The sequence below is a fragment of the Pauljensenia sp. UMB3104 genome (assembly GCF_030217285.1).
GTDB lineage: Bacteria > Actinomycetota > Actinomycetes > Actinomycetales > Actinomycetaceae > Pauljensenia.
Map to the genome: position 1 here is coordinate 1 of NZ_JASONN010000025.1, position 21823 is coordinate 21823.

Sequence of the window (21823 nt, forward strand, 5' to 3'; positions counted from 1 at the left end):
GGAACCCACACTCCAACTCAGCGCATAACCCACCCCGAAGGACACAAAACGATTACACCACTCCACAGGACTTGACCCCGATTGGAGGCCGCCGCGGGGTCTGCGGGGCCTGGCCGGGCTTCGAGATCGACCACTCCGAGCCGCCAGGCTCGCGTGTGGCGATCTCGCGGGCGGGCCGCCGCCCACCGGCACACACAGCGGCCCGGCCCAACAAACACAACGAAGCCGCCCGGCCCCACAGGGGCCGGGCGGCTCACGCATCAGGCCGCTAGGCGGCTCTCAGCGATTGTTTCAGCGCATCTGGGTGCCGTCGGAGCCCAGACGCTGGCAGGCCTCGACAACGCGGGCGGCCATGCCGGCCTCGGCCGACTTGCCCCACGTACGCGGGTCGTACTGCTTCTTCACGCCGACCTCGCCGTCGATCTTGAGGACGCCGTCGTAGTTGCGCATCATGTGGTCCACGACGGGGCGGGTGAACGCGTACTGCGTGTCGGTATCGACGTTCATCTTGATGACGCCGTTGGCGACAGCGGTGGCGATTTCCTCGGCGGTGGAGCCGGAGCCGCCGTGCATGACCAGGTCGAAGGGACGGTGGTCGAGGCCGAAGTGCTCAGCGACCTCCTTCTGGATGGTGCCGAGCAGCTCGGGACGCAGCTTCACGTGGCCGGGCTTGTAGGCGCCGTGCACGTTGCCGAAGGTCAGAGCGGTGATGTAGCGGCCGTTCTCGCCGAGGCCCAGGGCCTCAACGGTCTTGATGCCGTCTGCGGTGGAGGTGTAGAGCTTCTCGTTGATCTCGCCAACGACGCCGTCTTCCTCGCCGCCAACAGCGCCGACCTCAATCTCGAGGATGGTGTTGGCCTTGACGGACATGGCGAGCAGTTCCTTGGCGATCTCGAGGTTCTCGTCGAGCGGGATCGCGGAGCCGTCCCACATGTGGGACTGGAAGGTGGGCAGCTTGCCGTCGGCAACCTGGCCGGCCTCGATCTCGAGGAGGGGGCGGACCCAGGAGTCGATGTTCTGCTTGGCGCAGTGGTCGGTGTGCAGAGCCACGGTGATGCCGTAGTTCTTGGCAACCTCGTAGGCGTAGGCGGCGAGGGCCAGCGAGCCGGTGACGCGGTTCTTGATGGTGGAGCCGGAGCCATACTCGGCGCCGCCGACGGAGATCTGGATGATGCCGTCGGACTCGGCCTCGGCGAAGCCCTGGAGGGCGGCGGTGATGGTCTGGGACGAGGTCACGTTAATCGCGGGGTAGGCGAACTTGCCATCCCGTGCGCGATTCAGCATCTCTGCATAGACCTCAGGGGTTGCGATAGGCACTTGGAGCCTCCTAATCGAGTGACAGTTTTGTCGTGTCCGATTCTCTCACATTTTGCACGAGCGGGGAGGGGATGGAAGTCCCGTTTGGACGGTTTTCTTCCAACCCCTCCCCCGCGGTTATGCGTCGGTTAACGCCTCGGCGAGGCGTCAGTTGGAGCGGCCGACGCGGACGCCGAGTTCGGCGACGGACATGACGTCGGTGAGGGTCTTCGCGACGTCATCTTGCGTATTCGTGCCACGGAAGCGGAGGAAGGATCCGTTGCCCGCGACGGGGATGTCGACGGTGCCAGGGACGTTCGCCAGGGTGGTGACGAGGACGGGGTTGCCCTGCGCCTCAGGCTTGTCCTTGTTGTCTCCCTGCCCCTTGAGGCCGTCGAGGCTGCCTGCGAGGTAGATCTGGACGTCCTTCGCACGGCCCGAGGCCTTGGTGCCGTTGCCGTGACGCGGCGTGTAGGAGACGGCGCAGACGTCGTACCCGGCCGAGCCATCACCGATCTTCACGTCGATCCAGTGCGGCCACTTGCGCAGGGGATCCGTGGGGTCCAGGTAGTCCTTGCGCGCCCGGGTGTACTGGGAGTGCCAGTGCGTCATCGGGTCTCCGTCGGTCGCCATTGCGATGGTGGTCATCTCGTTGGCCCAGTCCGTCGAGTCGGCGGCCACGGCCTCGGTCTTGACGCGGGGACCGCACACGCCGATCAGGCCTTGGCTGGCCACGGTCTTCTCACCGGAGTGCGAGACGGTGACCGTGAAGGTCGCTTCACCGAATTCGGTGGTGGGGCGCGCCCAGAACTTCACGACGCGGGTCTCGCCGGGGGCGAGGCGGTCGATCGGCTGGGGGCCGTTGGCGAGCTTCCAGGAGTTGGAGACCTCGGGGGTCAGGTGGATACCGGTGACGTCCGTGGTGCCCTTGTTGGTGACGGAGACCTTGAGGACGCTTTCGCCCCAGTTTTCGTCGCCGATGATGTTCAGCGATGCGCGGTCCATACCGGACAGGGCGTTCTTCGGGTAGGCCTCGTCGCCTTCGCGTTCGATGCTCACGTCGAGGGCCGACGAGGCCTGGGAGGTGAGGGTGAACACCGAGCCGCTGTCGACGGTGACGTCAAGGGGCAGCTGTGCGACGGTGCCTTTCGCGGTCTTCGCGCCACCGTTGGGGCGGCGGGACAGGTAGCCGGAGTCGATGACGCTCAGGTACTGATTGGTCGCGGCATTGCGCAGGCGGAAGCCATCGTCGGCGGGTTCAGCGACCCACTTCTGGGGGTTACGCGTCGCGTAGTCGCCCTGGAAGGTGGGGGTGAATTCCTGGCTCATGTCGGCGCACGAGTATGCGACTGCCGGCTGGCCGGGCTTCGTGGACACGTGGGTCTCGGAGTTCGGCGCTTCCTCGGAGTAGACAGCGAGGCAGCGGTTCGCGTTGACCGAGCGGATCTGGTAGTAGCCGTCGGGGGTGGCGGTGAGCTGCCAGTTGTCGGAGGACGCGCTCACGGCGGGGGCGGCGCCCGACACGCTCAGGCCTCGTCCGTCGGCCAGTGCGATCGCGTACTGGCCGGGGGTGAGGGTGTCGCGCGTGGGGTCGACGTAGGTGGAGGGCTCGCCGACGGCGTTGATCCGTGCCTTGAAGGCACCAACCGTACCGTCAGCCTTGGGGGTCCGTGCGTTCCAGAACATCTGGGCGCCGTAGCGCAAGCCGTCGGAGATCCAGGCTTCGGTCTCGTGGTCGGTGACCTTCGCCTTGCCTCCCTGCCAGATGGAGACCTTGCCGCCGCGGATGGAGGCGTCGGGAACCTTGTAGTCCTCGTTCTGGTAGAACTTGTTCATGTTCCAGTCTTTGTCTTTGTACACGCCGTCAAGGCCCTGCACCTGCATGACGTAGGAGGAGGGCTGGTCACGGTAGTAGTACAGCGCGGAGGACGCGTTCACGAGCGTGTAGCCGGCGTCGACGAGGGTCTTGGCGGGCAGGCCGCGGTTCGCGTTCTCCTGGCTAGACTCACCCTTGCCCCAGTATTCGATGATGACGTCTTTGTCGATGGGGATGCGCGAAATGTCGGCGATGCCGTCGTTCCACACGCGCAGCGTGCCGCCGCGCGACTTGACGTGCGCGTTGACCTTGTTGACGAAGTCGTTGAAGGCGGCGTCGAAGGTCATGGACTGATCGCCGTAGGCGGCGCGAATCTGAGCGAGGTACTTCGAATAGTGCTCGGGGCCCTGCTGGAAGAAGAACTCGTCGGCGCCCATGTGCCATTCGGTGGATCCGAAGGCGTCCATGTACTCGTCGATGAGGTCGAAGTAGAACTGCTGGGCTGCGGGGTCGATGAAGTTGAGGTGGTTGGCGCTCTTGTTACCACTGTCGTCGGCGACCTGGAACTGCGGGAAGTTGCCGAGGATGGTGCCGGTGTGGCCGGGGGCGTTCAGGAGCGGGACGACGCGGACGCCGACCTCGCGGCCGTGCTCGACGATCGCCTTGACCTCGTCCTTCGTGTAGTAGGAGAAGGAGGTGGTGGCCGGGTACTTGTCGGACTTGAGGCGCAGCTCGAGGGACAGGTAGTTCATCTTCAGGTCGGACATGCGGTCGATCTGGCGGATGATCCAGTCCGGGGTGATGTGGGTGCCGCACGCACACAGGGTGGCGCCGCGGTCGGGGAAGCGCGGAATGTCGGTGACAGAGCCTGCGGGCACGGTTCCATGACCCGAGCGGACGGCCTGTTCGAGGGTGCGGGCGCCCCACAGGAGGCCCGCGCGGGTGGCGGCCGTGATCTGGGCGCCGTTCGCACCGACGGTCAGCTCGTAGCCCTCATCGCCGAGGGTGGAGCGAGACGGATCGATCGTGAGGGTGACGGCGTTGGAGGAGGAGGTGGCGGTGCCTTCGGTGATGCCGGTGATGCCGGCGTCGGTGAGGGCACGGCTCAGCAGGGCGCTGACACCGGCGGCTTCGGCAGAGTCGGCGCGGACGATCTGGAGGCCGCTTGCGGGGGTCCATGAGCCCGAGGCCGGGGTCCAGCCCTCGAGGGAGGGGATCGTTACGGGGACGTTGGAGGCGGCCTGCGCGTGCAGGTGGGAGGTCAGGGGGACGAGGACCGCGGTGACGAGCGCACACACGGAGGCGAGGATCAGCGCGACCTTCGCTCGTGAGCGTGCGAGTCGCGGGGCCCGCGCATGGCTTGGCGATGACTGGGGCATTAATTCTCCTGTTCAGCGGTTTGCTTCCACGCAAACTGTCCAAAGCCCAAATTAAAACGGATAGTCCGTATCCATTCCGACTACGTTTTGGCCCGCAAAGCCTATCAAAAGTCGATGCCTCAAAACAATAGAAACGGTTAAATCGTGCCCGTTCAGCAGAAACGCAACAAGGCCGCGTTAAATAGCGCTAATGAGTTTGACACTTCGCTCGAAACTCACTATTTTTCTGCGGCCTCCAGGCGCGACGCGTGCGCCCACATAACGATCGCAGCGGCGTGTCCAACGTTCATGGACCGAGTCGAACCGCGCTGAGTAATAGCGACGACAATCTCGCACGCTGCGAGCATCTCCTCGCTCAAACCGGAGGCTTCGGACCCAAAGACGAGGCACGCGCGCTCCGGCAGCACAGCGCCTTCGAGCGCTATCGACCCCTCAACGTTGTCCACGCCCACGAGTGTCAAGCCCTCCCGGGCGCAATGATCGACGAGTTCGCGCACCTCCGGGCGATGATCCACGGGCAGGTATCGGTCGGTGACCATCGCGCCACGCCGGTTCCACCGCTTGCGCCCCACCACGTGCACGCGGCGCGCACCCATCGCATTCGCCGTGCGCACGATCGACCCGATGTTGAAGTCGTGATCGAGGTTCTCCACGGCCACCTCGAAAGGCAGCGAGCGGGCGGCGATGTCCGCTCGGATCGCGTCCATCCTCCAGTAGCGGTAGCGGTCTTCGACGTTGCGCCGGTCCCCCATCCGCAGGAGTTCAGGGTCGTAGTGCTCCCCAGCCGGCCAGGCCCCCTCCCCGCCCGGCCACGGACCGACTCCGACCTGCGCACTCGCCTGCACCCCAGCCTCGCCGCCTCCCAAGGCTCCCTGCCGCGCGATGTCACACCCGTTTTCGAACTCGTTCACGGATCCCACCCTAGCGGCACCGTAGAATGGAGGCATGACTGCCCTGACGCACGAACCCACTCCCCTGACCGACCTGCCGCCCGTGACCGCGTGGCTCTCTGACATGGATGGGGTCCTGGTGAAGGAGAATCGAGCGCTTCCGGGCGCAAACGAGTTCCTCGCCGCGCTTCGCGAGAAGAACATCCCCTTCCTGGTCCTCACCAACAACTCCGTGTTCACGAACCGTGACCTGTCCGCGCGCCTGGCAAACTCGGGCCTCGACATCCCGGAGGAGAACATCTGGACCTCCGCGAACGCCACGGCCGCGTTCCTGCACCAGCAATCCCCCGGCTCGACCGCGTACGTCATCGGCGAGGCCGGCCTGACCACCGCGATCCACTCCGCGGGCTACGTCATGACGGAGATCGATCCGGAGTTCGTGGTGCTCGGCGAGGTGCGCTCCTACGACTTCCATGCGCTGACCCACGCGATTCGCCTCATCGAGGGTGGCGCGAAGTTCATCGCGACCAACCCCGACGTGTCGGGCCCCTCCGACGAGGGCACACTGCCCGCGTGCGGCGCCATCGCGGCGATGATTACGGCGGCGACCGGGAAGAAGCCCTACTTCGTCGGCAAGCCGAACCCCGTCATGATCCGCGCGGGCCTGAACAAGATCGGCGCGCACTCCGAGAGCGCCGCGATGGTCGGCGACCGCATGGACACGGACGTGCGCGCGGGCGTCGAGGCCGGCCTGCGCACCCACCTCGTCCTGTCGGGCTCTACCGCCCGCGAGGACGTCAACAATTTCCCGTTCCGCCCCTTCGGCATCCACGAGGGCATCGGCGATCTCATTGAGCTCGTCGAGGCGGCGCACTGACCCACACCGATCCGGAAGGAACACCCATGACCAACGATTCCCACAAGGCGCGCCTGGCTGCCCTCGTCCAGGAGCTGTCCGTCATCCACGAGAAGGTCATCCTGGCCTCGGGCCGCGAGTCCGACTTCTACGTCGACATGCGCCGTTCGACCCTGCACCACGAGGCGGCTCCCCTCATCGGCCACGTCATGCTGGATCTCCTGGAGGAGTCCGGTTTCTCGGTGGGCGAGGAGTACGTGGCCGTCGGCGGCCTGACGATGGGCGCCGACCCGGTCGCCACCGCGATGCTGCACGCCGCCGCATCGCGCGGCCTGGACCTGGACGCTTTTGTCGTGCGTAAGGCCGCGAAGGACCACGGTATGAAGCGCCGCATCGAGGGCCCGGACGTCGTCGGCAAGAACGTCGTCGTTCTCGAGGACACGTCCACGACCGGCGGCTCGCCGCTGGAGGCTGCTCTCGCTCTGCGCGAGGCCGGCGCGAACGTCGTCGCCGTCGCCGTGATCGTCGACCGCGCGACGGGCGCGAAGGAACGCATCGAGGCCGAGGGCTTCCCGTACTTCTACGCGCTGGGCCTGGAGGACATCGGCCTGGCCTGATTCTCCGCTCTCACACGACGAGGCCGGGGCTGGGTTCTGCGCGAACCTGGCCCCGGCCTCGTTGTCGTCTGCGCGCCCTCACATGTGGGGGACGGAACGCATGGCGCGCGCGGTCACCCAGCGCGGGGCGAGCTTCATGGCGCCCATGGCGACCTTGTAGGGGATGGTCGGGGTGACCTGGACGCGTCCCGCGCGCACGGCGTCGAGGGCTTCCGTGACGACCTGTTCGGGGCTGGCCATCAGCCACGAGGGGGTCGCGCGCATGTCGACGCCCGCACGCTCGAAGAAGGGGGTGTCGACGGGGCCGGGGCACACGACGGTGGCGGTGATGCCGGAGCCCTTGAGCTCGGCCGCGAGGCCCTCGGTGAAGGCCACGACCCAGGCCTTGTGCGCGGAGTAGGTACCCGCGCCCGTGCGCGAGGCGACGGAGCCGACGTTGAGGATGGCGCCGCGGCCGCGCGAGCGCATGGAAATGCCCGCGTGGTGGGCCAGCGTCATGACCGCGCGAACCATCACGTTCAGGCCATTAATTTCATTGTCCAGGCTATTGTCTAGGAAGTCACTCCCCAGGCCGAAGCCGGCGTTGTTGACGAGGAGGTCGACGGGCGCCAGGTCCGGCTTGTCACGGTCGGCGGGGCCTCCCACGTCCAGGCGTGCGGCGACGCGCGCGCAGCCCTCGTCGGTCGACAGGTCGGCCGCGATTACCTCGGCGCGCACGCCCGCGACGTTCGCGAGCGTGTCCGCGAGCGCGCGCAGCGCATCCTCGCGGCGCGCGATCAGCACCAGGTCGTGGCCCGCGGCGGCCAGCTGCCAACAGAATTCTTCACCAATGCCGGAGGTTGCTCCGGTGACCAGCGCTGTTCCCATGGGGGAAGTCTAGCGCCGCATCGTTTCGGCAGCACGAAGCCGGGGCGGGAACGCGCGTGCGTCCCGCCCCGGCTGGGCACCTCATCGGGTCCGGATCAGGTATCCGGCTCCGCCACCGGCGAGGGCTGCCGGGATGACGAGGAGGACGAGCCAGTAGGGGCTCCATCCGCCCGAGCGGCCAGTATCCGCAGCCGCGGCGACCGGCAGGGATGCGGCCGCGTCGCTGGTTCCAGCCTCCGGGCTCGCCGCCGCACCGCTTTGGGCACCGCTCTGCGCGCCACTCTGGGGAGCGGCTGAGGGGCTCGCGGACGGGGTGGCCGCGGGAGCCGCCTTCGGGGCGGTCACGGGTGCCGAGCTGGCCGCACCGGTCGTTCCAGTTGCCGCTCCGTTGCTGCGAGCAGCCGGAGCGCCGGTCGCGCTACCGCCGGTCGCAGCGGGGGCCGCCGTACGGGACGCACCGGACGAGGCCGGGGTGCCTGCGTTGGTCGCGGGCGCTGCGGGCACTCGAACCGGACCGCCAGTGGGTGCAGGGGCCGGGAAGGGGCGCGGCATCGGTGCCGGGTCCGCGCTCGGCGCAGGTGCGGGCACAGGCTGAGCGCTCGGCGCGGGGTCCGCGGTCGGTGCGGGAGCCGGTGCAGGCGCAGGGTCGACGCTGGGGGCCGGAGCGGGTGCAGGCGCAGGGTCCGCGGTCGGAGCGGGCGCCGGGTCCGCCGTCGGTGCGGGAGCCGGTGCAGGCGCAGGGTCGACGCTCGGCGCCGGAGCGGGGTCCGCGCTCGGCGCGGGTGTGGGATCAACGCTGGGAGACGGTGCCGGGGTCGGCTCCGGCGTGGGCGCAGGTCCGGGTGAGGGCGTCGGGACTGGCTCCTCGTCCACCGGGGCAGGCCGTTCGTCGTGGTGGCCGGAGCGCACGATCACGGTGAAAGACTGGGGCTCGACGAGGCTGCGCTCGCCGCTGCGCGCGCCCACCTCGATGCGGTAGGTGCCCGGCGCACTGAAAACCCAGTTGCCGTGCATGTGCGTTGCTTCGGTCGTGTGGACGACGCCATCGCCCTTACTCGAGTCGAAGTGGACCTTCGCGCCCGCGCCGAAGGTGCCTCCTTGGAAGAAGGCGACTCGTGCGCCCTCGGGAGCCTGCGCGAGGTGCAGGGTCAGGTCGGCGCCGTCGGGCAACGCCGCGTAGTCGATACCTTCGGTGGACAGGCCGGGCCACACGATGTCGCTGTTCTGAGTCTCCGGCAGCACGTACGTGGCTGTTCCCACCGGGCCGAGCACGTCGTAGCTCGGATCCGACAGGGATGCGGGGCGCACGAAGCGCGCATTGGGGGCGACCGCGAGGGTCGTGGAGCCGACGGTGCGCAGCACGGAGGTGCGCGCGTTGGTCAGGGAGTCGTCCTTGACGGCGAGGCCGTAGGTGAGGCCACCCTCGCCGCTGGCCTGGGTCAGGCGCACGTCCAGGTGCCCGCGCGCAATCTCCACGGGATTGTTCAGCAGGGACGAGGCCGGGGCCGGGGCTGCATCGTTTCCGCCGTTGTCGGGCGCAGGAGCAGGCGCGGGCGTCGGGTTCGGAGCGGGTTCCGGCTCGTCGGGGGCGGCGACGCCGTCACGCATCTTCAGCATGGCGGTGAGGCCGACGTGGGAGCCGACGGTGACGTCGGAGGCATCCGCGACGGTCATGACCGCGTCGGAGAGCGGGTGGGGGCGCAGGGTCACGCGCATGTACATCGGGTCGGACTGGCACACGCCGAGGTCCTGCGGCTTCGTGTCCATGCCGCCCGCACCGAGCGTGCCCTCCATGGAGCACCAGGGACTGAAATCGTACTTGGACTCGAAGAACTCGATCTTGTAGGTGGCGCGCAGGGTCGGGTCGTTCGCGCGCACGGTGGCCGTGTACTGGTCGGTCGTGCCGGGGATGAGGTCGTAGGAGACGTCGACGCGGCGCGAGGAGATCGGCAGGCGGTCGGGGTTCCACACGGGGGCCGGATCCGGGTTGGAGGGGCCGAGGATCGTGTCGGCGGCGCCGACGGTGACGGGCTCGGTGTCCTTCTGGGAGTACTGGACGGTCTGCGAGATCCAACGCGCCGAGGCGGAGTCGCCGGGGATGTAGACGGCCTGCACGGCCGCGGCGTCGGCGCCGAGCAGCTCGGAAACGGTCGCGCGGCCTCCCTCAACGGCGGCCTCGGTGAGGAAGTAGCCGTTGACGGTGATCCATGCGCGCCCCGTATCGGTGGCGACGCCCGTGTCGAGCGTGATGTCGGTCAGGTGGTTGTCGCCGGGGTGCTCGCGCTCGGCGTGATGAGAGACGGTCAGCGTCGGGGTGGCTGCGTTGCCGTCGGTGCGTTCCGCGCGCGCGGAGTTGTAGGCGGCTTCGATGTCCTTGATGGTTCCGTCGGCGGGGTTCGCGCCGCCGACCTGCCAGACCAGCGGGGTGATCGGCGAGGAGTAGATAGCGGTGCCGTCGGCGCTGCGCGCGGTCATCTTGTAGTTCGCAACGTAGCGGCCGGGCTGCGTGAACGTCGTGTACAGGTGCGTGTGGCGCGGGTTGTAGACGCTGCGGTACGCGGTGTCATGGCTGGAGAGGAAGCGGTTGACGCTGTCGCCATTATCGATGAACATCTCCATGCGGCCTGGACCGTCGACGCTGATGAGGTCGAGCGTGTAGGTCTCGCCTTCGAATTTGTCAGTGTCGCCGATCTCGCCCGCGCCGAGGCCCGCCCAGATGGGCGTATTACCGGGTCCAGGGTTCTGGGGCGCGGCGTTCAGGACGGTTCCCTCGGCCCCGAGGAAGGCCAGGTCGGGACGCTTCGCGGGAACGACGAGCTGCGACTTCGCCTCGTCTTTCTCGCCGGTGCCGGTCCAGGCCTTCGGGATCCACAGCGCGGTCTTTTCCATCGGCATGTTGATGGTGTTGAGCGAGAAGCTGTTGGTGTCGTCGTGCCAGACGGGGATGGGTGCATCGACGTGTTGTCCGGTGACGATCCATTCCTTGTCCTGGTCGGGTCCAGCCCACGCGGCGGCGGGCGTGAGTGCCAGGAAGATGGCGAGCGCAGCGGTGCTGATGCGTCGCAGGTGTGACATTCGGGTGCCTTTTCTAGCTTTGTTGTTGGTGAGAATCATTATCACTCTAAATAAGGACTCACACAACTCACACCCATCGCGCATGTTTCACGCGCGTTTCACGCAGCCGCTCCCCCGACCCACCGATAGGCTCAACCCCATGAGATTTGCGACCTGGAACGTCAACTCCATCCGCACGCGCGTCGACCGCGTCATCGCCTTCCTTCAACGCTCTGACACAGATGTGCTCGCCATGCAGGAAATCAAGTGCCGCCCCGACCAGTTCCCCATCGAGCCGTTCGAGGAAGCGGGCTACCACGTTGCAATCCACGGTCTCAACCAGTGGAACGGCGTCGCCGTGGCCTCGCGCCTGCCGATCCTCGAGGTTCGTGACCACTTCCCCACCCAGCCCGCCTTCGGTGAGCCGCCCGTCGTCGAAGCCCGCGCACTCGGCGTCACCGTCGACACGACCGGCGTCCTTCCCGCCGAGGAGGGGCAGGCCTCGTCGATGACGATCTGGAGCCTGTACGTGCCCAACGGCCGCGAACTCACCCACGCGCACTACACCTATAAACTCCAGTGGCTGGCAAACCTCGCCGAGCAGGGGCGCGGCTGGCTGGAGGATCCCAGGGCCCGCATCGCCCTCGTCGGCGACTGGAACGTCGCACCCCTGGACGAGGACGTGTGGGACATGAGCGCCTTCGAGGGCGCCACGCACGTGTCGGCCCCCGAGCGCGAAGCCTTCGCTGCCTTCGCCGCGGATGGCTGGGTCGAGGTCACGCGAGACCGCGTCACGAACTACACCTACTGGGACTACCAGAAGCTGCGCTTCCCCAAGAACGAGGGCATGCGCATCGACTTCGCCTACTGCTCGCCAGCGCTGGCCGCGCGCGTCAGCGGCGCACAGATCGACCGCGACGAACGCAAGGGAAAGGGCGCCTCGGACCACGTGCCCGTCATCGTCGACGTCAACTAAGCGAGGCGACGAGGCCCCGGCGCCGCCGACACACGTCGAGGCCTGGGCACACGCCCAGGCCTCGTTCCGTATCGATTACGCGTGCTCGCGCGCGAGGCGCAGCAGCTCGGAGTTAAGCGCCGACCAGTTGTCATGGTGCCAGGGTCCAAAAGGCTCCGCGCCGACAAAGGCCGCACTGGCGCCCAGGTCACGGTCCGCCCACACGAAGGAGCCGGACTGCCCGAAGTGCCCGATCGTGCGCGGGGAGGCGTCGGGGGCAGTCCAGTGCGGGGACTTCTCGCCGCGAATCTCGAGGCCGAGACCCCACGGACAGGGAGTGAAGCGCCCGTAGCCGGGCACGACACCGGCGAGCGCGGGGAACTGCGAGAGCCCCGCGAGAGCCGCCAAGGGGCCACTCACGAGCGTCGGGCGGGCAAGCTCGGCGCCAAAGAGGCTGACATCCGCCGCACTCGCAACACCGGCATGGGCGGGACTGCCGGGAATATCCGCCGTCGTCATGCGAAGCGGCTCGAAGACCGTGCGGCGCACCCACTCGCAGACGCCGACGCCGGTGGCCGCCTCGACCACCTCGCCGAGAATGTCGAAACCCTCGTTCGAGTAGATGCGGCGCTTCTCGGGCGCGGCAACGGGGCGCCGCCCCTCAAAGGGCAGGCCCGAGGCATGGGCCAGGAGATGACGAACCGTCGCCCCCTCGGGACCCGCAGGATCATCAAGCGAGACGAGGCCACGATCAACCGCGACCAGCACGGACCACGCGACGATCGGCTTCGTCACCGACGCGAGCGGGAACTCGCGATCAACGTCGCCGTGCGAATAGACGACGTCGCCCCCGACACGAAGGACGAGGGCGACATCGAAAGACGGCAGTGTGCCGATCACGCGGTGGCCTCCGGGGCCGCACCAACCTCGGCGGCCGCGGTGGTCTTTTCACTGATCTTACGCAGTGTGCGAGCGTAGACCTCAGCAACTTCCTCGGGCACCGAAGCGCCGAGCTTGAGGACGTAGTGCGCGGGCAGGTGCAGGAGCTGCACGCACACGGCCAGGAAGTCCGCGACGAACTCGCGAGCGTCAATCGGCTCATCGTTGTAACGAGCCGAGACGACCGAGCCGTACCAGTAGCGGATGAGGATCTTCGCCAGGGTACGAGGCGTGGTACCGATGTCGGCACCCTCCTCCTCGACGAAGTTCTGGATCATCGCAGTGAGGGCTTCCTCCATCTGCTGCGTGCGGTACTTGTAGTGGGCGTGCGCCGGGTGCGTCTCAGAAGACGACTCGGCCCACAGGACACAGTCCAGAGCGATGGCCGCGTCAGCGCCGGGCTTCATGGCGAAGCGCATCTCTCCGACCGCCCAGTGAACAAACGAGCCGGCGGTGATGCCGCCCTCGTCGAAGCCACCTTCCGATTCTTCATTAATGGTGACGTCGAAGAGAGCGTTCATCTCCTCGTGACGCTGGATCGCACTGCGCAGGATCGCTTCCTTTGAGGGGAAGTGATAGACGACGGCGGGGTGCGAAATACCGACTCGACGGCCGAGGTCGCGCAGAGAAAAGCCGTTGTAGCCTCGCTCTGCGATCAGAACCATCGCTGCCGAGAGGATGGATTCACGCGTCGCCTGTCCTACGGAGTAGGCGCCACGGGCCTTCCTCTGGGTTGTCATATCATCTCCTGCTGTTGCAGACGCCACATACCGCGCGTCCGAAATACACACTGGTAGTCAGTGTACCGCGCAATCTCAGGGTTTATCAACATTCATGACAAGCCCGTCGATGGAGTCGTTAATGTCAACTGTCACATTCTGACCATCTTGAACGTCTCCACCGAGCAGCAGAACAGCCAGTCGATCACCGATCTCGCGCTGAATCAGGCGACGCAGCGGACGGGCACCGAATGCCGGGTCATAGCCCACGCGAGCGAGCCATCCGCGGGCCGGTTCGGTTACTGTCAAACCGATGCGACGCTCGCGGAGACGAGACTCGAGCGACGCGACCAGCAAATCGACGATCTCGCCCAGATTTTCGCGGGTAAGCGCGTCAAACATGACCGTCTCATCCAGCCTATTGAGGAACTCCGGACGGAACGCCGAGCGAACAACAGACATGACAGACTCCCGCTTTCCTTCGGGTGTCAAGTCAGGGTCCGACAGGAACTGCGAACCGAGGTTCGAGGTGAGGATCAGGATGGTGTTACGGAAGTCCACCGTCCGCCCCTGCCCGTCCGTGAGACGTCCGTCATCCAACACCTGCAGAAGAATGTCGAAAATCTCAGGATCGGCCTTCTCAACTTCGTCCAAAAGGACGACAGAATACGGACGACGACGCACAGCCTCGGTCAACTGACCGCCCTGCTCGTAGCCCACGTACCCCGGAGGGGCACCGACGAGGCGTGCAACCGAGTGCTTCTCGGAGTATTCCGACATGTCAATGCGCACCATGGCGCGCTCGTCATCGAAGAGGAACTCCGCGAGCGCCTTGGCCAGCTCGGTCTTACCCACGCCCGTCGGGCCGAGGAACAGGAACGAACCGGTCGGACGGTTCGGGTCAGACAGGCCCGCGCGGGAGCGACGGACCGCATCAGACACCGCTCGCACGGCATCTTTCTGACCAATGAGGCGCTTTCCGAGCTCGTCCTCCATGTGCAGGAGCTTGTCGGTCTCAGTTTGCAGGAGCTTACCCGTCGGAATTCCGGTCCACGCTTCGATCACCTCGGCGATTTCTGCGGGGCCAACCTTCTCAGCGATCATCGGCTCTTCATCACCGCGAGCATCCTGAGCTTCAGCCTGAGCTTCCGCCTCGGCAATCTGGCGCTCAACCGCGGGGATCTCGCCGTTCTGGAGGCGACCAGCCTCTTCCCAGCGACCCTCGCGCACGGCCAGATCCAGCTGAGTGCGCAGCGTATCGAGCTGAACACGCAGGTCACCGACGCGGTTGTGACCGGCCTTTTCGGCCTCCCAACGGGCAGTGAGCGCACGCAGCGTCTCCTCGCGATCCGCCAGGTCGGCGCGCAGCTTGCTCAGGCGATCCTGGGTGGCCTCGTCGAGGCCCTCCGGATCGGACTCGGTCAGGTAGGACTCCTCCATACGAAGGCGATCCACACTACGGCGCAGCTCGTCGATCTCGACCGGCGAGGAGTCGAGCTCCATGCGCAGGCGAGACGCGGCCTCGTCGATCAGGTCGATGGCCTTGTCGGGCAGCTGTCGACCCGTGATGTAGCGGTTCGACAGGGTGGCCGCGGCGACAAGAGCACCGTCGGAGATGGTCACCTTGTGGTGCGCCTCGTACTTCGGGGCGATGCCACGCAGGATGGCGACGGTATCCTCGACCGAGGGCTCACCGACGAACACCTGCTGGAAGCGACGCTCCAGCGCGGGGTCCTTCTCGATGTTCTCGCGGTACTCGTCGAGCGTGGTCGCGCCGACCATGCGCAGCTCACCGCGGGCGAGCATGGGCTTGAGCATGTTGCCCGCGTCCATTGCGCCCTCGGAGCCGCCTCCCGCACCGACGACCGTGTGCAGCTCGTCGATGAAGGTGATGATCTGACCGTCGGAGCGCTGAATCTCAGCGAGGACGGCCTTCAGGCGCTCCTCGAACTCACCGCGATACTTCGCGCCGGCAACCATCGACGACACGTCGAGGGAGACCAGGCGCTTGTCGCGCAGGGATTCCGGGACATCGCCGGCGACGATGCGCTGGGCGAGGCCTTCGACGACGGCCGTCTTACCAACGCCGGGCTCACCGATCAGAACAGGGTTGTTCTTGGTACGACGAGACAGGACCTGGATGACGCGACGAATCTCGTTATCTCGCCCGATGACCGGGTCGAGCTTGCCTTCGCGGGCAACCTCCGTGAGGTCGCGGCCGTACTTGGACAGGGCCTCGAAGGATCCCTCGGGGTCGGCCGAGGTAATCGGGTCGGGGCGCAGCTGCGCGAGCGCCTGCGTGAGAGCGTCGGCACTGGCTCCACCCTGGGTGAGGATTCGACCGGCCTCGGTCTGCGAGGCGGCCAGAGCGATGAGCAGGTGCTCGGTCGAAATGTACTGGTCACCGCCGGCCTCGGCGCGCTCGCCAGCGTCGCGAACGATCGCGAGCAGCGCGTTCGAGGGTTGCGCACTCCCCGTGGAGGCGCCCTGCGCGCTCGGGAGAGCCACGAGGGCGTTGCGGGTGCGCGCACCAATCGCGCGCACATCGGCGCCAACAGCCTCGAGAAGAGACAGCGCAATACCTTCGCGCTGCTCAATGAGAGCTTCGAGCAGGTGGATGGGCTCCACCTGCGGGTTTCCGGCCGCACCAGCAGCCGCGAGCGCAGAGGAGACGGCCTCCTGCGCCTTTGTTGTCATTTCACGTGCCATGAAATTACTCCTCCAAATGGTTTGTCTGGTGGCGCCGAGTCACTCGACGCCTTCTGACAGACACAACGAAGCCGAAGTTGAGTCTATTCCACTCAACTTCAAATTTCTGGAGGATGTGAGTCAGTTCTCCGGAAGCCAGGTGGGACCACCAAAGCCGCGCTGATGCCCACCAGCTGGACCGGACCCCTCGTCTCCCTCGAGACCGTAGCGCTCCTCGAGCGCGCGGAACAGCTGCAGCGTCGTCGCGAGCGCACACATCACCTGCTGAACGAGCTGCGCATCCGTCGCACCATACTCATAGTCAGCATTCACCTCGGCGACAACACGGTCACCCTCATCCTGGTCAGCGACGTACGCCTTCGGCCACAGGAACTCGCCGTGCCAGGCCTGCAGGAAGTCGCGTAGATCCTCGCCAAATTCGATGGGAACGAGACTCTTCATGAACGCGACGATCGACAGCACCTCGCGCGAGTCGCCAAGGAAGCGGAAGCAGAATAGGTGTCCCTCCCACAAACCACAGAGATCCCCATCGTTATCGATACGCCAAGTCCACCCCTCAGAGTCAAATAGGAGGCCCAAGCGCTCCTGCGTGATGGGGCGAACCATATCGAAACGATTCGCTTCAAACTCCGAATTACCCGTGACAATTCCTTCCGGAGGTGCTGCTTTGCTACCTCCCCATTGTTCCATATCAGAGGCGGTATCGTCCGGCAGATCGCGGCGGCGAGGCGTCTCCTCACCGTCGGTTCCTCCGTCGGCATCCGCCCGCCAAAGCCAGCCCATGATGTTCCCCTATTCGTGCCGATATTCATTGACGCGCCACTGCGTCGCTACCGACGGGGCGAGAGCGCGTCGACCGCCCCTAACGATGGTCCACATATGCTTTCCCATTGGCGCCTCCTCCGCTCACCTCATCGTGTTACCAGCACGTGTCTTGGTGCTTTCACAGTAGCGTAGAAACCGCGAAAAACCAATGCCCCCAAGGCTTTTACGCCACCGCTGAACGCCACCTTCAAGACGGTGCGTCACCATCGTCGCAGCTCATCCGGGGGGCCCGAGGCAACTATTTTTAGTTTGTATGCTTGATCACATTTACGATTAGCTCTTGCAGAACACAAAACTTTCTACTAAATAGGGCAATTTGCATTGGTGGACCCCGGTGAATCCTGCGAAATCCCGCGGGGCCCAGCGCCAGAAACCGGCGGCATTGACAAGGACGGTCCCGGTATTGCCGCCCCCGAACCGACCGAGGCGGCTGGGAATGCGAGCGGCAAGGTGGGCAGCGGCAAAGGCCTCGCCGTCTTGGCAACCAGCCAACGCAGCGCCCACTCCGCGGGACCACGAGAGGTTCCCCCGACCTCGGCAATCACACAGCCGAAGCCAATCAGCGCCCAGACCCCCAGTGCAAGAAGCCCCGAAACCGCAACCCCCAGCACACGAACGCCGAACGCGCCAAGCACGCCGAACATAACAATAAAGAGCAGCGTCTGCGACAGGTAGGCGGTCATCGAACGGCGACCGATCGCACTCAAGAACGCGCATACCGAGCCGAGACTCTCGCGTGGGCCACCTCCCACGAGCGCGAGAAGCGCCAGCCACCCGCAGGCTCCCGCAACACCCGAGGCATGAAAGAGCGGATACGACCAGGCAGCCGACCCGACAAATGCCCAGTCCAGCTGCATGAGGGCGAAGGGAACGGCCCCGAGCGCTCCGATCCCCAGGCCCACAAGCGCGATGCCAACCAGGAGCGGCCCGCGCCCACGCGGATCCTGCAGCAGCCCCCAGCGAGCAACACCCACGCCGATCATCACGCAGGGGACGACGAGCGCCGTCAGGACAGTCATCGGCGTCGCGATAAGCCAGGAGGCGAGCGAGACCAGCAGATACGACGCGTCCAACACGACGGGTCCATGGCTCTCCAGCACCATCGGCTCGCGCCCCACCATCGCCGCCATCGACCAAATCCCGAGCATGCTCAAGGAGGCGATGATCGCGCCGACCAGCACGCGCAGCCACGGCCGCCGCATGACAATCACCTCGGCAAAAATGACCGCCACGAGACCGTACGCGCCAATAATGTCGCCCGCGAAGACGATTCCATGCACCAGGCCGAAGGCCAGCATCCACCAGCCGCGGCGGCGAATCAGGCGTGAGGCCGCGCGGCGCGCTCGCCGCTCGACGGAATCCCGGACGTTCTCCCACTGGACGGTGTTCCACCCGGCGCTCAGCTCGGGGGGAATCGCGTCCATCGCGAAGCGGCGCTCACGCTCGATCGTGCGCGAGGCCATGATCGCCATACCAAAGCCGAACAGAATCGAAAACAGCGGATACGCGCGACGGTCCACAAACAGGGTTCGCACCAGGTACCACCACTGATCGGCGTCGTTCATGGCCGCCAGCGCCGCCTCGCCCACCTGCGGCGCATCCGGGAAATAGCGCAGCCAGAAGGGCACATTTGCCAGCGCGATGAGCGCGAGCATGAAGCCTCGCGCGACATCGGGGGCGGGGAAACGCACCTGGCGTGCGCCCGTGAAAGACAGGGTGTGCATGGCGTCCTTACTCGAGGTGGTGTCGATGCAGCAAAGGGGCGAGGCCGGAGATCCTCCGGGGCCTCGCCCCTCGCGTACGGAGTGCTGTCAGCCGATGGCCGACATCATCGCCTGCTGTTGAATCTCTCGACGCCTGCCGTTGGCTTTCACCACCAGCACGATGCCGATAATCATGATGATCGTGCCGCTGACGCCGACCACCGTGGACCAGATGAGGCCGTTCGTGCTGGACTTCGTGATGTCACCAGCACTGACATCCATGCCCGCAATGTCGGCTCCCGCAGGCAGACCCTCACAGTCGATGCGGTAGGTACCCGCGGGCAGATCCGTGGCCGTGTAGTAGTTGTTGACCCCGGCAAACGTGTGCATGTCGTACACGTCGCCGTCCGTGTCCGTCATCGTGCACGACGTTGCCTCAGCCTCGCCGAGGAGGATCGTGTACTGCCCGTTGGCACCAACCTCGACGGTCCCGCCATTGGTGATGCTGACGGCGTTAACATTCTCGGGCGTCTCCGTGTTGAGGCCTGAGAAAGCGACCACAGCGAAGATGACCGGGGCGACGATGAGCATCATGAGCAGGCCGACGACGATCATAATCGTGCCGGGGGCTCGACTGGGCAATTTCATGGTGGGCATGACCGCGGGACCGCTGTAACCGGTACCCGGATAGGCGCCCTGGGCGGGCATCGCGCCGTTCGCACCATCTTGTCCGTACTGCGGCCAGGGGGTGCCCTGCTCGCCGGGGACTCCGTAAGGCCTGGGGTTCGACATGAGGAAAGCCTTCCTAGGAATTCGTTTGTGTCAGCATAGCAACGCGGGGGCTCAGCGCGGGCGTTCCCGCAGACCCATCAGGCCTCGTGAACGATGCGCAGACGCTCAGCGCGCAGTTGGGCGACGCCCGGGACTTCAAGGGGCGCGAGCTCAGACCCCGTGGCGCGCTGCAGCAGCAGGTCCGCCAGCTCCGGATTACGCGCGAGAGCAGGGCCGTGCATATAGGTCGCGATGATGGATCCCTGAACGGCGCCGTCGTAGCGCACCTCGGGTGGGGTCGTGCCGCGAGGCGTGCCGTTGCCAACGCCGGACAGCACGCGTCCCAGCGGGGCGGCGTCAGGGCCGAGGACGGTACCGCCCCCGTGGTTTTCGAAGCCGGTGAGCGTCTGGGTGAGGCCATCGAGGACGGGCTCACAGACGAGTTCGCCGATCGCACGGTGCCCCTGAGGCTCGGTCGTGATGTCGAGGACACCCATGCCCGGCACGCGAGCGCCGCGCGCATCCTCGTACCAGTGGCCGAGGACCTGCAGGGATGCGCAGATCGCCAGGAGCGGGCGCCGGGCATCAAGGGCGCGAGCGAGGCCCGAGGTGCGGCGGAACTTGTCGGCAGCGAGCGCCTGAGCGGTATCTTCACCACCGCCGAGCGTGTAAATGTCGAGGCTGTCGGGGATTTCATCAGTCAGCCCAACGTGGACGACCTCGGCGTTGATACCGCGCCTGCGGGCGCGCTCGGCGAGAATCAGGGCATTTCCGCTGTCGCCGTAGGTGCCCAGCACCTCGGGCATGAGGACGCCGATTCGCAGCGTGGAGGTGCTCATCGCGTGCCTTCCTTTCGATCGAGCAGGACCTTGAAGTCGCGCATGGCCGTGTAGTTGAGGAGCATCTCGACGCGGCCCGGCTCGCAGAGCGCCAAGGCATCCATGGGCAGCGGGACGAGGTCGCAGTGCACACCCGCGTATTCGAGGCGCACAGCCAGGTCGGCACCGCGCTCACCACAGGCGACGACGCGGCGGCCGGGCTGCTTGACGGCGGAAAAGTCGACGTCCCACAGCCAGGAGAGGTCCTGGCCGTCGGGAACCTGACCGTTGACGCCGATGACAACCTGGTCGACGCGCGGGTCGATCATCGTCATGGCTTCCTGCCATCCAGCCGGATTCTTCGCCAGCATGAGGCGGGCGCGGCGCCCGTTGACGTCGTGCACGGAGTATCGCCCGGCGACCTCGGTAACCCCGCTGACGGCCGAGGCTGCGACGGCTGGGTCGATGCCCATCGCGACGGCCGCGGCGACCGCCTGCGCGGCATTGCCGAGGTTCGCGCGCCCGGGAAGCTGCAGGTTAAGGGGGACGCTGATGCCGTCCGGTCCGCGCAGCGTCGCGCGCGGGCCTTCGGGGGAAAGCTCAACGTCCTCGAGCCACCACTCGGGCTGCGGACGACTCGTCAGTTCCGGCAGTTCCTCCCCCTCGAATGCGGGGATCAGATGCCAGTCGTCACCGCTGCGGACGACGCGGCCACCGCGCGGATACGCGGCAGAGTCGCCACCCCAGCCTCCACCGGCTGCGACCCACACAACGTTCGGATTGTCGGCGGCAGCCGAGACGATGAGAGGATCATCGCAGTTTGCGACGACGACGGCGTCCGGATGAGCCGAGGCCCCCTCACGCAGGCGACGCTCGACCGTCCCGATCTCTCCCACGCGATCGAGCTGGTCGCGCGAAAGGTTGAGATAAACGAACACGGCCGGATCCACGTCGGCCGCAACGGCGGGCACATGCATCTCGTCGACTTCGAGGGCGGCCCGCGTCGCGCCCTTGCCCTGCATGAGCGCCGTCAGGACACCCGAGGTCATGTTGTCGCCGTTGATGTTCGAGGCGACGCGACCGGCGCTTTCGAGCGCCGCACGCACCATGCGCGTCGTCGTCGACTTGCCGTTCGTGCCGGTCACAATGACGGACGAGTAGGGGGCAGCCAGTTCACGGAGGAGCTTCGGGGAGATACGCAGCGCAACCTCGCCGCCAATCATGCCGCCAGAACCGCGCCCGAGGGCTCGGGACGCGAAGCGGGCAGCGCCGCCTGCAGCCGTAGCAAGGCGAGAGCGCACCGACAGGTGATGCGAAGAATTCGTCATGCATCCACGTTATCGCATGCGGGGCGCTGGCCGCGTCGTCGACGCATATCGACCTCCCCCACCAGGACGAGGCCGGGGACCATCAAGAGGGTGTCTTTCCTCGCGCGACACGCGGGTGTGCCCCTAACCTGCACAGATAGTTACGCATTGCATATCGACGTTACATACGCCATTTCTGTGTGACGGCGTCGATATTGTTCGGCGGTTAATTTCGACCGCTCAGCCGCCCGACAACACCGCCCGAGCAGCCCAAGATCTCAGCATTTTCAAGGAAAACACCT

At 66.3% G+C, this 21823-nt stretch carries 16 protein-coding genes; 3 read left to right on the forward strand and 13 right to left on the reverse strand.

Going from position 1 to position 21823, the window contains the following annotated elements:
- Positions 1–291: 291 nt before the first annotated feature.
- From fbaA to QP415_RS09440, 3 genes are all read right to left on the reverse strand, one after another.
- Positions 292–1317, reverse strand: coding sequence for a class II fructose-bisphosphate aldolase (gene fbaA, locus QP415_RS09430; RefSeq protein ID WP_016460418.1), 1026 nt, complete (start codon positions 1315–1317; stop codon positions 292–294).
- Between the two features lie 147 nt (positions 1318–1464).
- Positions 1465–4491 (reverse strand): family 20 glycosylhydrolase, encoded by a 3027-nt coding sequence (locus QP415_RS09435; protein WP_285099816.1) that lies wholly within the window; start codon positions 4489–4491, stop codon positions 1465–1467.
- A 218-nt stretch (positions 4492–4709) separates the two neighbouring features.
- Positions 4710–5438 carry a TrmH family RNA methyltransferase gene (locus tag QP415_RS09440; RefSeq protein ID WP_285099817.1) on the reverse strand — a complete coding sequence of 243 codons (729 nt, stop codon included), beginning with the start codon at positions 5436–5438 and terminating at the stop codon, positions 4710–4712.
- Here QP415_RS09440 and QP415_RS09445 point away from each other — a divergent pair.
- Complete coding sequence (locus QP415_RS09445; RefSeq protein WP_016460421.1) at positions 5437–6258, forward strand: HAD-IIA family hydrolase; 822 nt, start codon at positions 5437–5439, stop codon at positions 6256–6258. The two genes, QP415_RS09440 and QP415_RS09445, sit on opposite strands and share 2 nt — an antisense overlap.
- A gap of 26 nt (positions 6259–6284) precedes the next feature.
- Entirely contained in the window at positions 6285–6854 is a 570-nt protein-coding gene (gene pyrE, locus QP415_RS09450) for an orotate phosphoribosyltransferase (protein WP_016460422.1), read from the forward strand.
- 78 nt (positions 6855–6932) lie between these two features.
- Here the strand turns inward: pyrE and QP415_RS09455 are convergent, their stop codons facing one another.
- Both QP415_RS09455 and QP415_RS09460 read right to left on the reverse strand, forming a co-directional pair.
- Positions 6933–7721 (reverse strand): SDR family NAD(P)-dependent oxidoreductase, encoded by a 789-nt coding sequence (locus tag QP415_RS09455; protein ID WP_285099818.1) that lies wholly within the window; start codon positions 7719–7721, stop codon positions 6933–6935.
- Positions 7722–7802: 81 nt separating this feature from the next.
- A complete protein-coding gene (locus QP415_RS09460) occupies positions 7803–10796 on the reverse strand; it encodes a choice-of-anchor M domain-containing protein (RefSeq protein WP_285099819.1) in 2994 nt (997 codons plus the stop codon).
- Positions 10797–10935: 139 nt separating this feature from the next.
- On the opposite strand from QP415_RS09460, the gene QP415_RS09465 reads away from it, so the two are divergent.
- On the forward strand, positions 10936–11751 hold the full coding sequence (locus QP415_RS09465; protein WP_285099820.1) for an exodeoxyribonuclease III: 816 nt from the start codon (positions 10936–10938) through the stop codon (positions 11749–11751).
- A 75-nt stretch (positions 11752–11826) separates the two neighbouring features.
- Here the strand turns inward: QP415_RS09465 and QP415_RS09470 are convergent, their stop codons facing one another.
- The 8 genes from QP415_RS09470 to QP415_RS09505 form a co-directional block, all read right to left on the reverse strand.
- Positions 11827–12630 carry a serine hydrolase domain-containing protein gene (locus QP415_RS09470; protein ID WP_285099821.1) on the reverse strand — a complete coding sequence of 268 codons (804 nt, stop codon included), beginning with the start codon at positions 12628–12630 and terminating at the stop codon, positions 11827–11829.
- Positions 12627–13409, reverse strand: coding sequence for a TetR/AcrR family transcriptional regulator (locus QP415_RS09475; protein WP_285099823.1), 783 nt, complete (start codon positions 13407–13409; stop codon positions 12627–12629). The genes QP415_RS09470 and QP415_RS09475 overlap by 4 nt, the downstream gene beginning before the upstream one ends.
- A gap of 75 nt (positions 13410–13484) precedes the next feature.
- Complete coding sequence (gene clpB, locus QP415_RS09480) at positions 13485–16097, reverse strand: ATP-dependent chaperone ClpB (protein ID WP_016460428.1); 2613 nt, start codon at positions 16095–16097, stop codon at positions 13485–13487.
- A 120-nt stretch (positions 16098–16217) separates the two neighbouring features.
- Positions 16218–16880: a YbjN domain-containing protein gene (locus QP415_RS09485; protein WP_016460429.1), complete on the reverse strand. Its 663-nt coding sequence runs from the start codon at positions 16878–16880 to the stop codon at positions 16218–16220.
- Between the two features lie 344 nt (positions 16881–17224).
- Positions 17225–18646, reverse strand: a complete 1422-nt coding sequence (locus QP415_RS09490; RefSeq protein ID WP_048675014.1) for a DUF418 domain-containing protein — start codon at positions 18644–18646, stop codon at positions 17225–17227.
- An 87-nt stretch (positions 18647–18733) separates the two neighbouring features.
- Positions 18734–19417, reverse strand: a complete 684-nt coding sequence (locus QP415_RS09495) for a hypothetical protein (RefSeq protein ID WP_016460431.1) — start codon at positions 19415–19417, stop codon at positions 18734–18736.
- Between the two features lie 77 nt (positions 19418–19494).
- The gene (locus tag QP415_RS09500) at positions 19495–20235 is read right to left on the reverse strand and encodes a type 1 glutamine amidotransferase (protein WP_285099824.1); all 741 of its coding nucleotides are present in this window, start codon (positions 20233–20235) and stop codon (positions 19495–19497) included.
- Positions 20232–21542, reverse strand: coding sequence for a Mur ligase family protein (locus tag QP415_RS09505; RefSeq protein ID WP_193393917.1), 1311 nt, complete (start codon positions 21540–21542; stop codon positions 20232–20234). The genes QP415_RS09500 and QP415_RS09505 overlap by 4 nt, the downstream gene beginning before the upstream one ends.
- Between the last annotated feature and the right edge of the window lie 281 nt (positions 21543–21823).

Coding starts and splice junctions, on each gene's coding strand:
- QP415_RS09435 (WP_285099816.1), bottom strand. CDS start 4,491: ATGCCCCAGTCATCGCCAAGCCATGCGCGGGCCCCGCGACTCGCACGC.
- QP415_RS09445 (WP_016460421.1), top strand. CDS start 5,437: ATGACTGCCCTGACGCACGAACCCACTCCCCTGACCGACCTGCCGCCC.
- QP415_RS09440 (WP_285099817.1), bottom strand. CDS start 5,438: ATGCCTCCATTCTACGGTGCCGCTAGGGTGGGATCCGTGAACGAGTTC.
- pyrE (WP_016460422.1), top strand. CDS start 6,285: ATGACCAACGATTCCCACAAGGCGCGCCTGGCTGCCCTCGTCCAGGAG.
- QP415_RS09455 (WP_285099818.1), bottom strand. CDS start 7,721: ATGGGAACAGCGCTGGTCACCGGAGCAACCTCCGGCATTGGTGAAGAA.
- QP415_RS09460 (WP_285099819.1), bottom strand. CDS start 10,796: ATGTCACACCTGCGACGCATCAGCACCGCTGCGCTCGCCATCTTCCTG.
- QP415_RS09465 (WP_285099820.1), top strand. CDS start 10,936: ATGAGATTTGCGACCTGGAACGTCAACTCCATCCGCACGCGCGTCGAC.
- QP415_RS09475 (WP_285099823.1), bottom strand. CDS start 13,409: ATGACAACCCAGAGGAAGGCCCGTGGCGCCTACTCCGTAGGACAGGCG.
- clpB (WP_016460428.1), bottom strand. CDS start 16,097: ATGGCACGTGAAATGACAACAAAGGCGCAGGAGGCCGTCTCCTCTGCG.
- QP415_RS09485 (WP_016460429.1), bottom strand. CDS start 16,880: ATGGGCTGGCTTTGGCGGGCGGATGCCGACGGAGGAACCGACGGTGAG.
- QP415_RS09490 (WP_048675014.1), bottom strand. CDS start 18,646: ATGCACACCCTGTCTTTCACGGGCGCACGCCAGGTGCGTTTCCCCGCC.
- QP415_RS09495 (WP_016460431.1), bottom strand. CDS start 19,417: ATGTCGAACCCCAGGCCTTACGGAGTCCCCGGCGAGCAGGGCACCCCC.
- QP415_RS09500 (WP_285099824.1), bottom strand. CDS start 20,235: ATGAGCACCTCCACGCTGCGAATCGGCGTCCTCATGCCCGAGGTGCTG.
- QP415_RS09505 (WP_193393917.1), bottom strand. CDS start 21,542: ATGACGAATTCTTCGCATCACCTGTCGGTGCGCTCTCGCCTTGCTACG.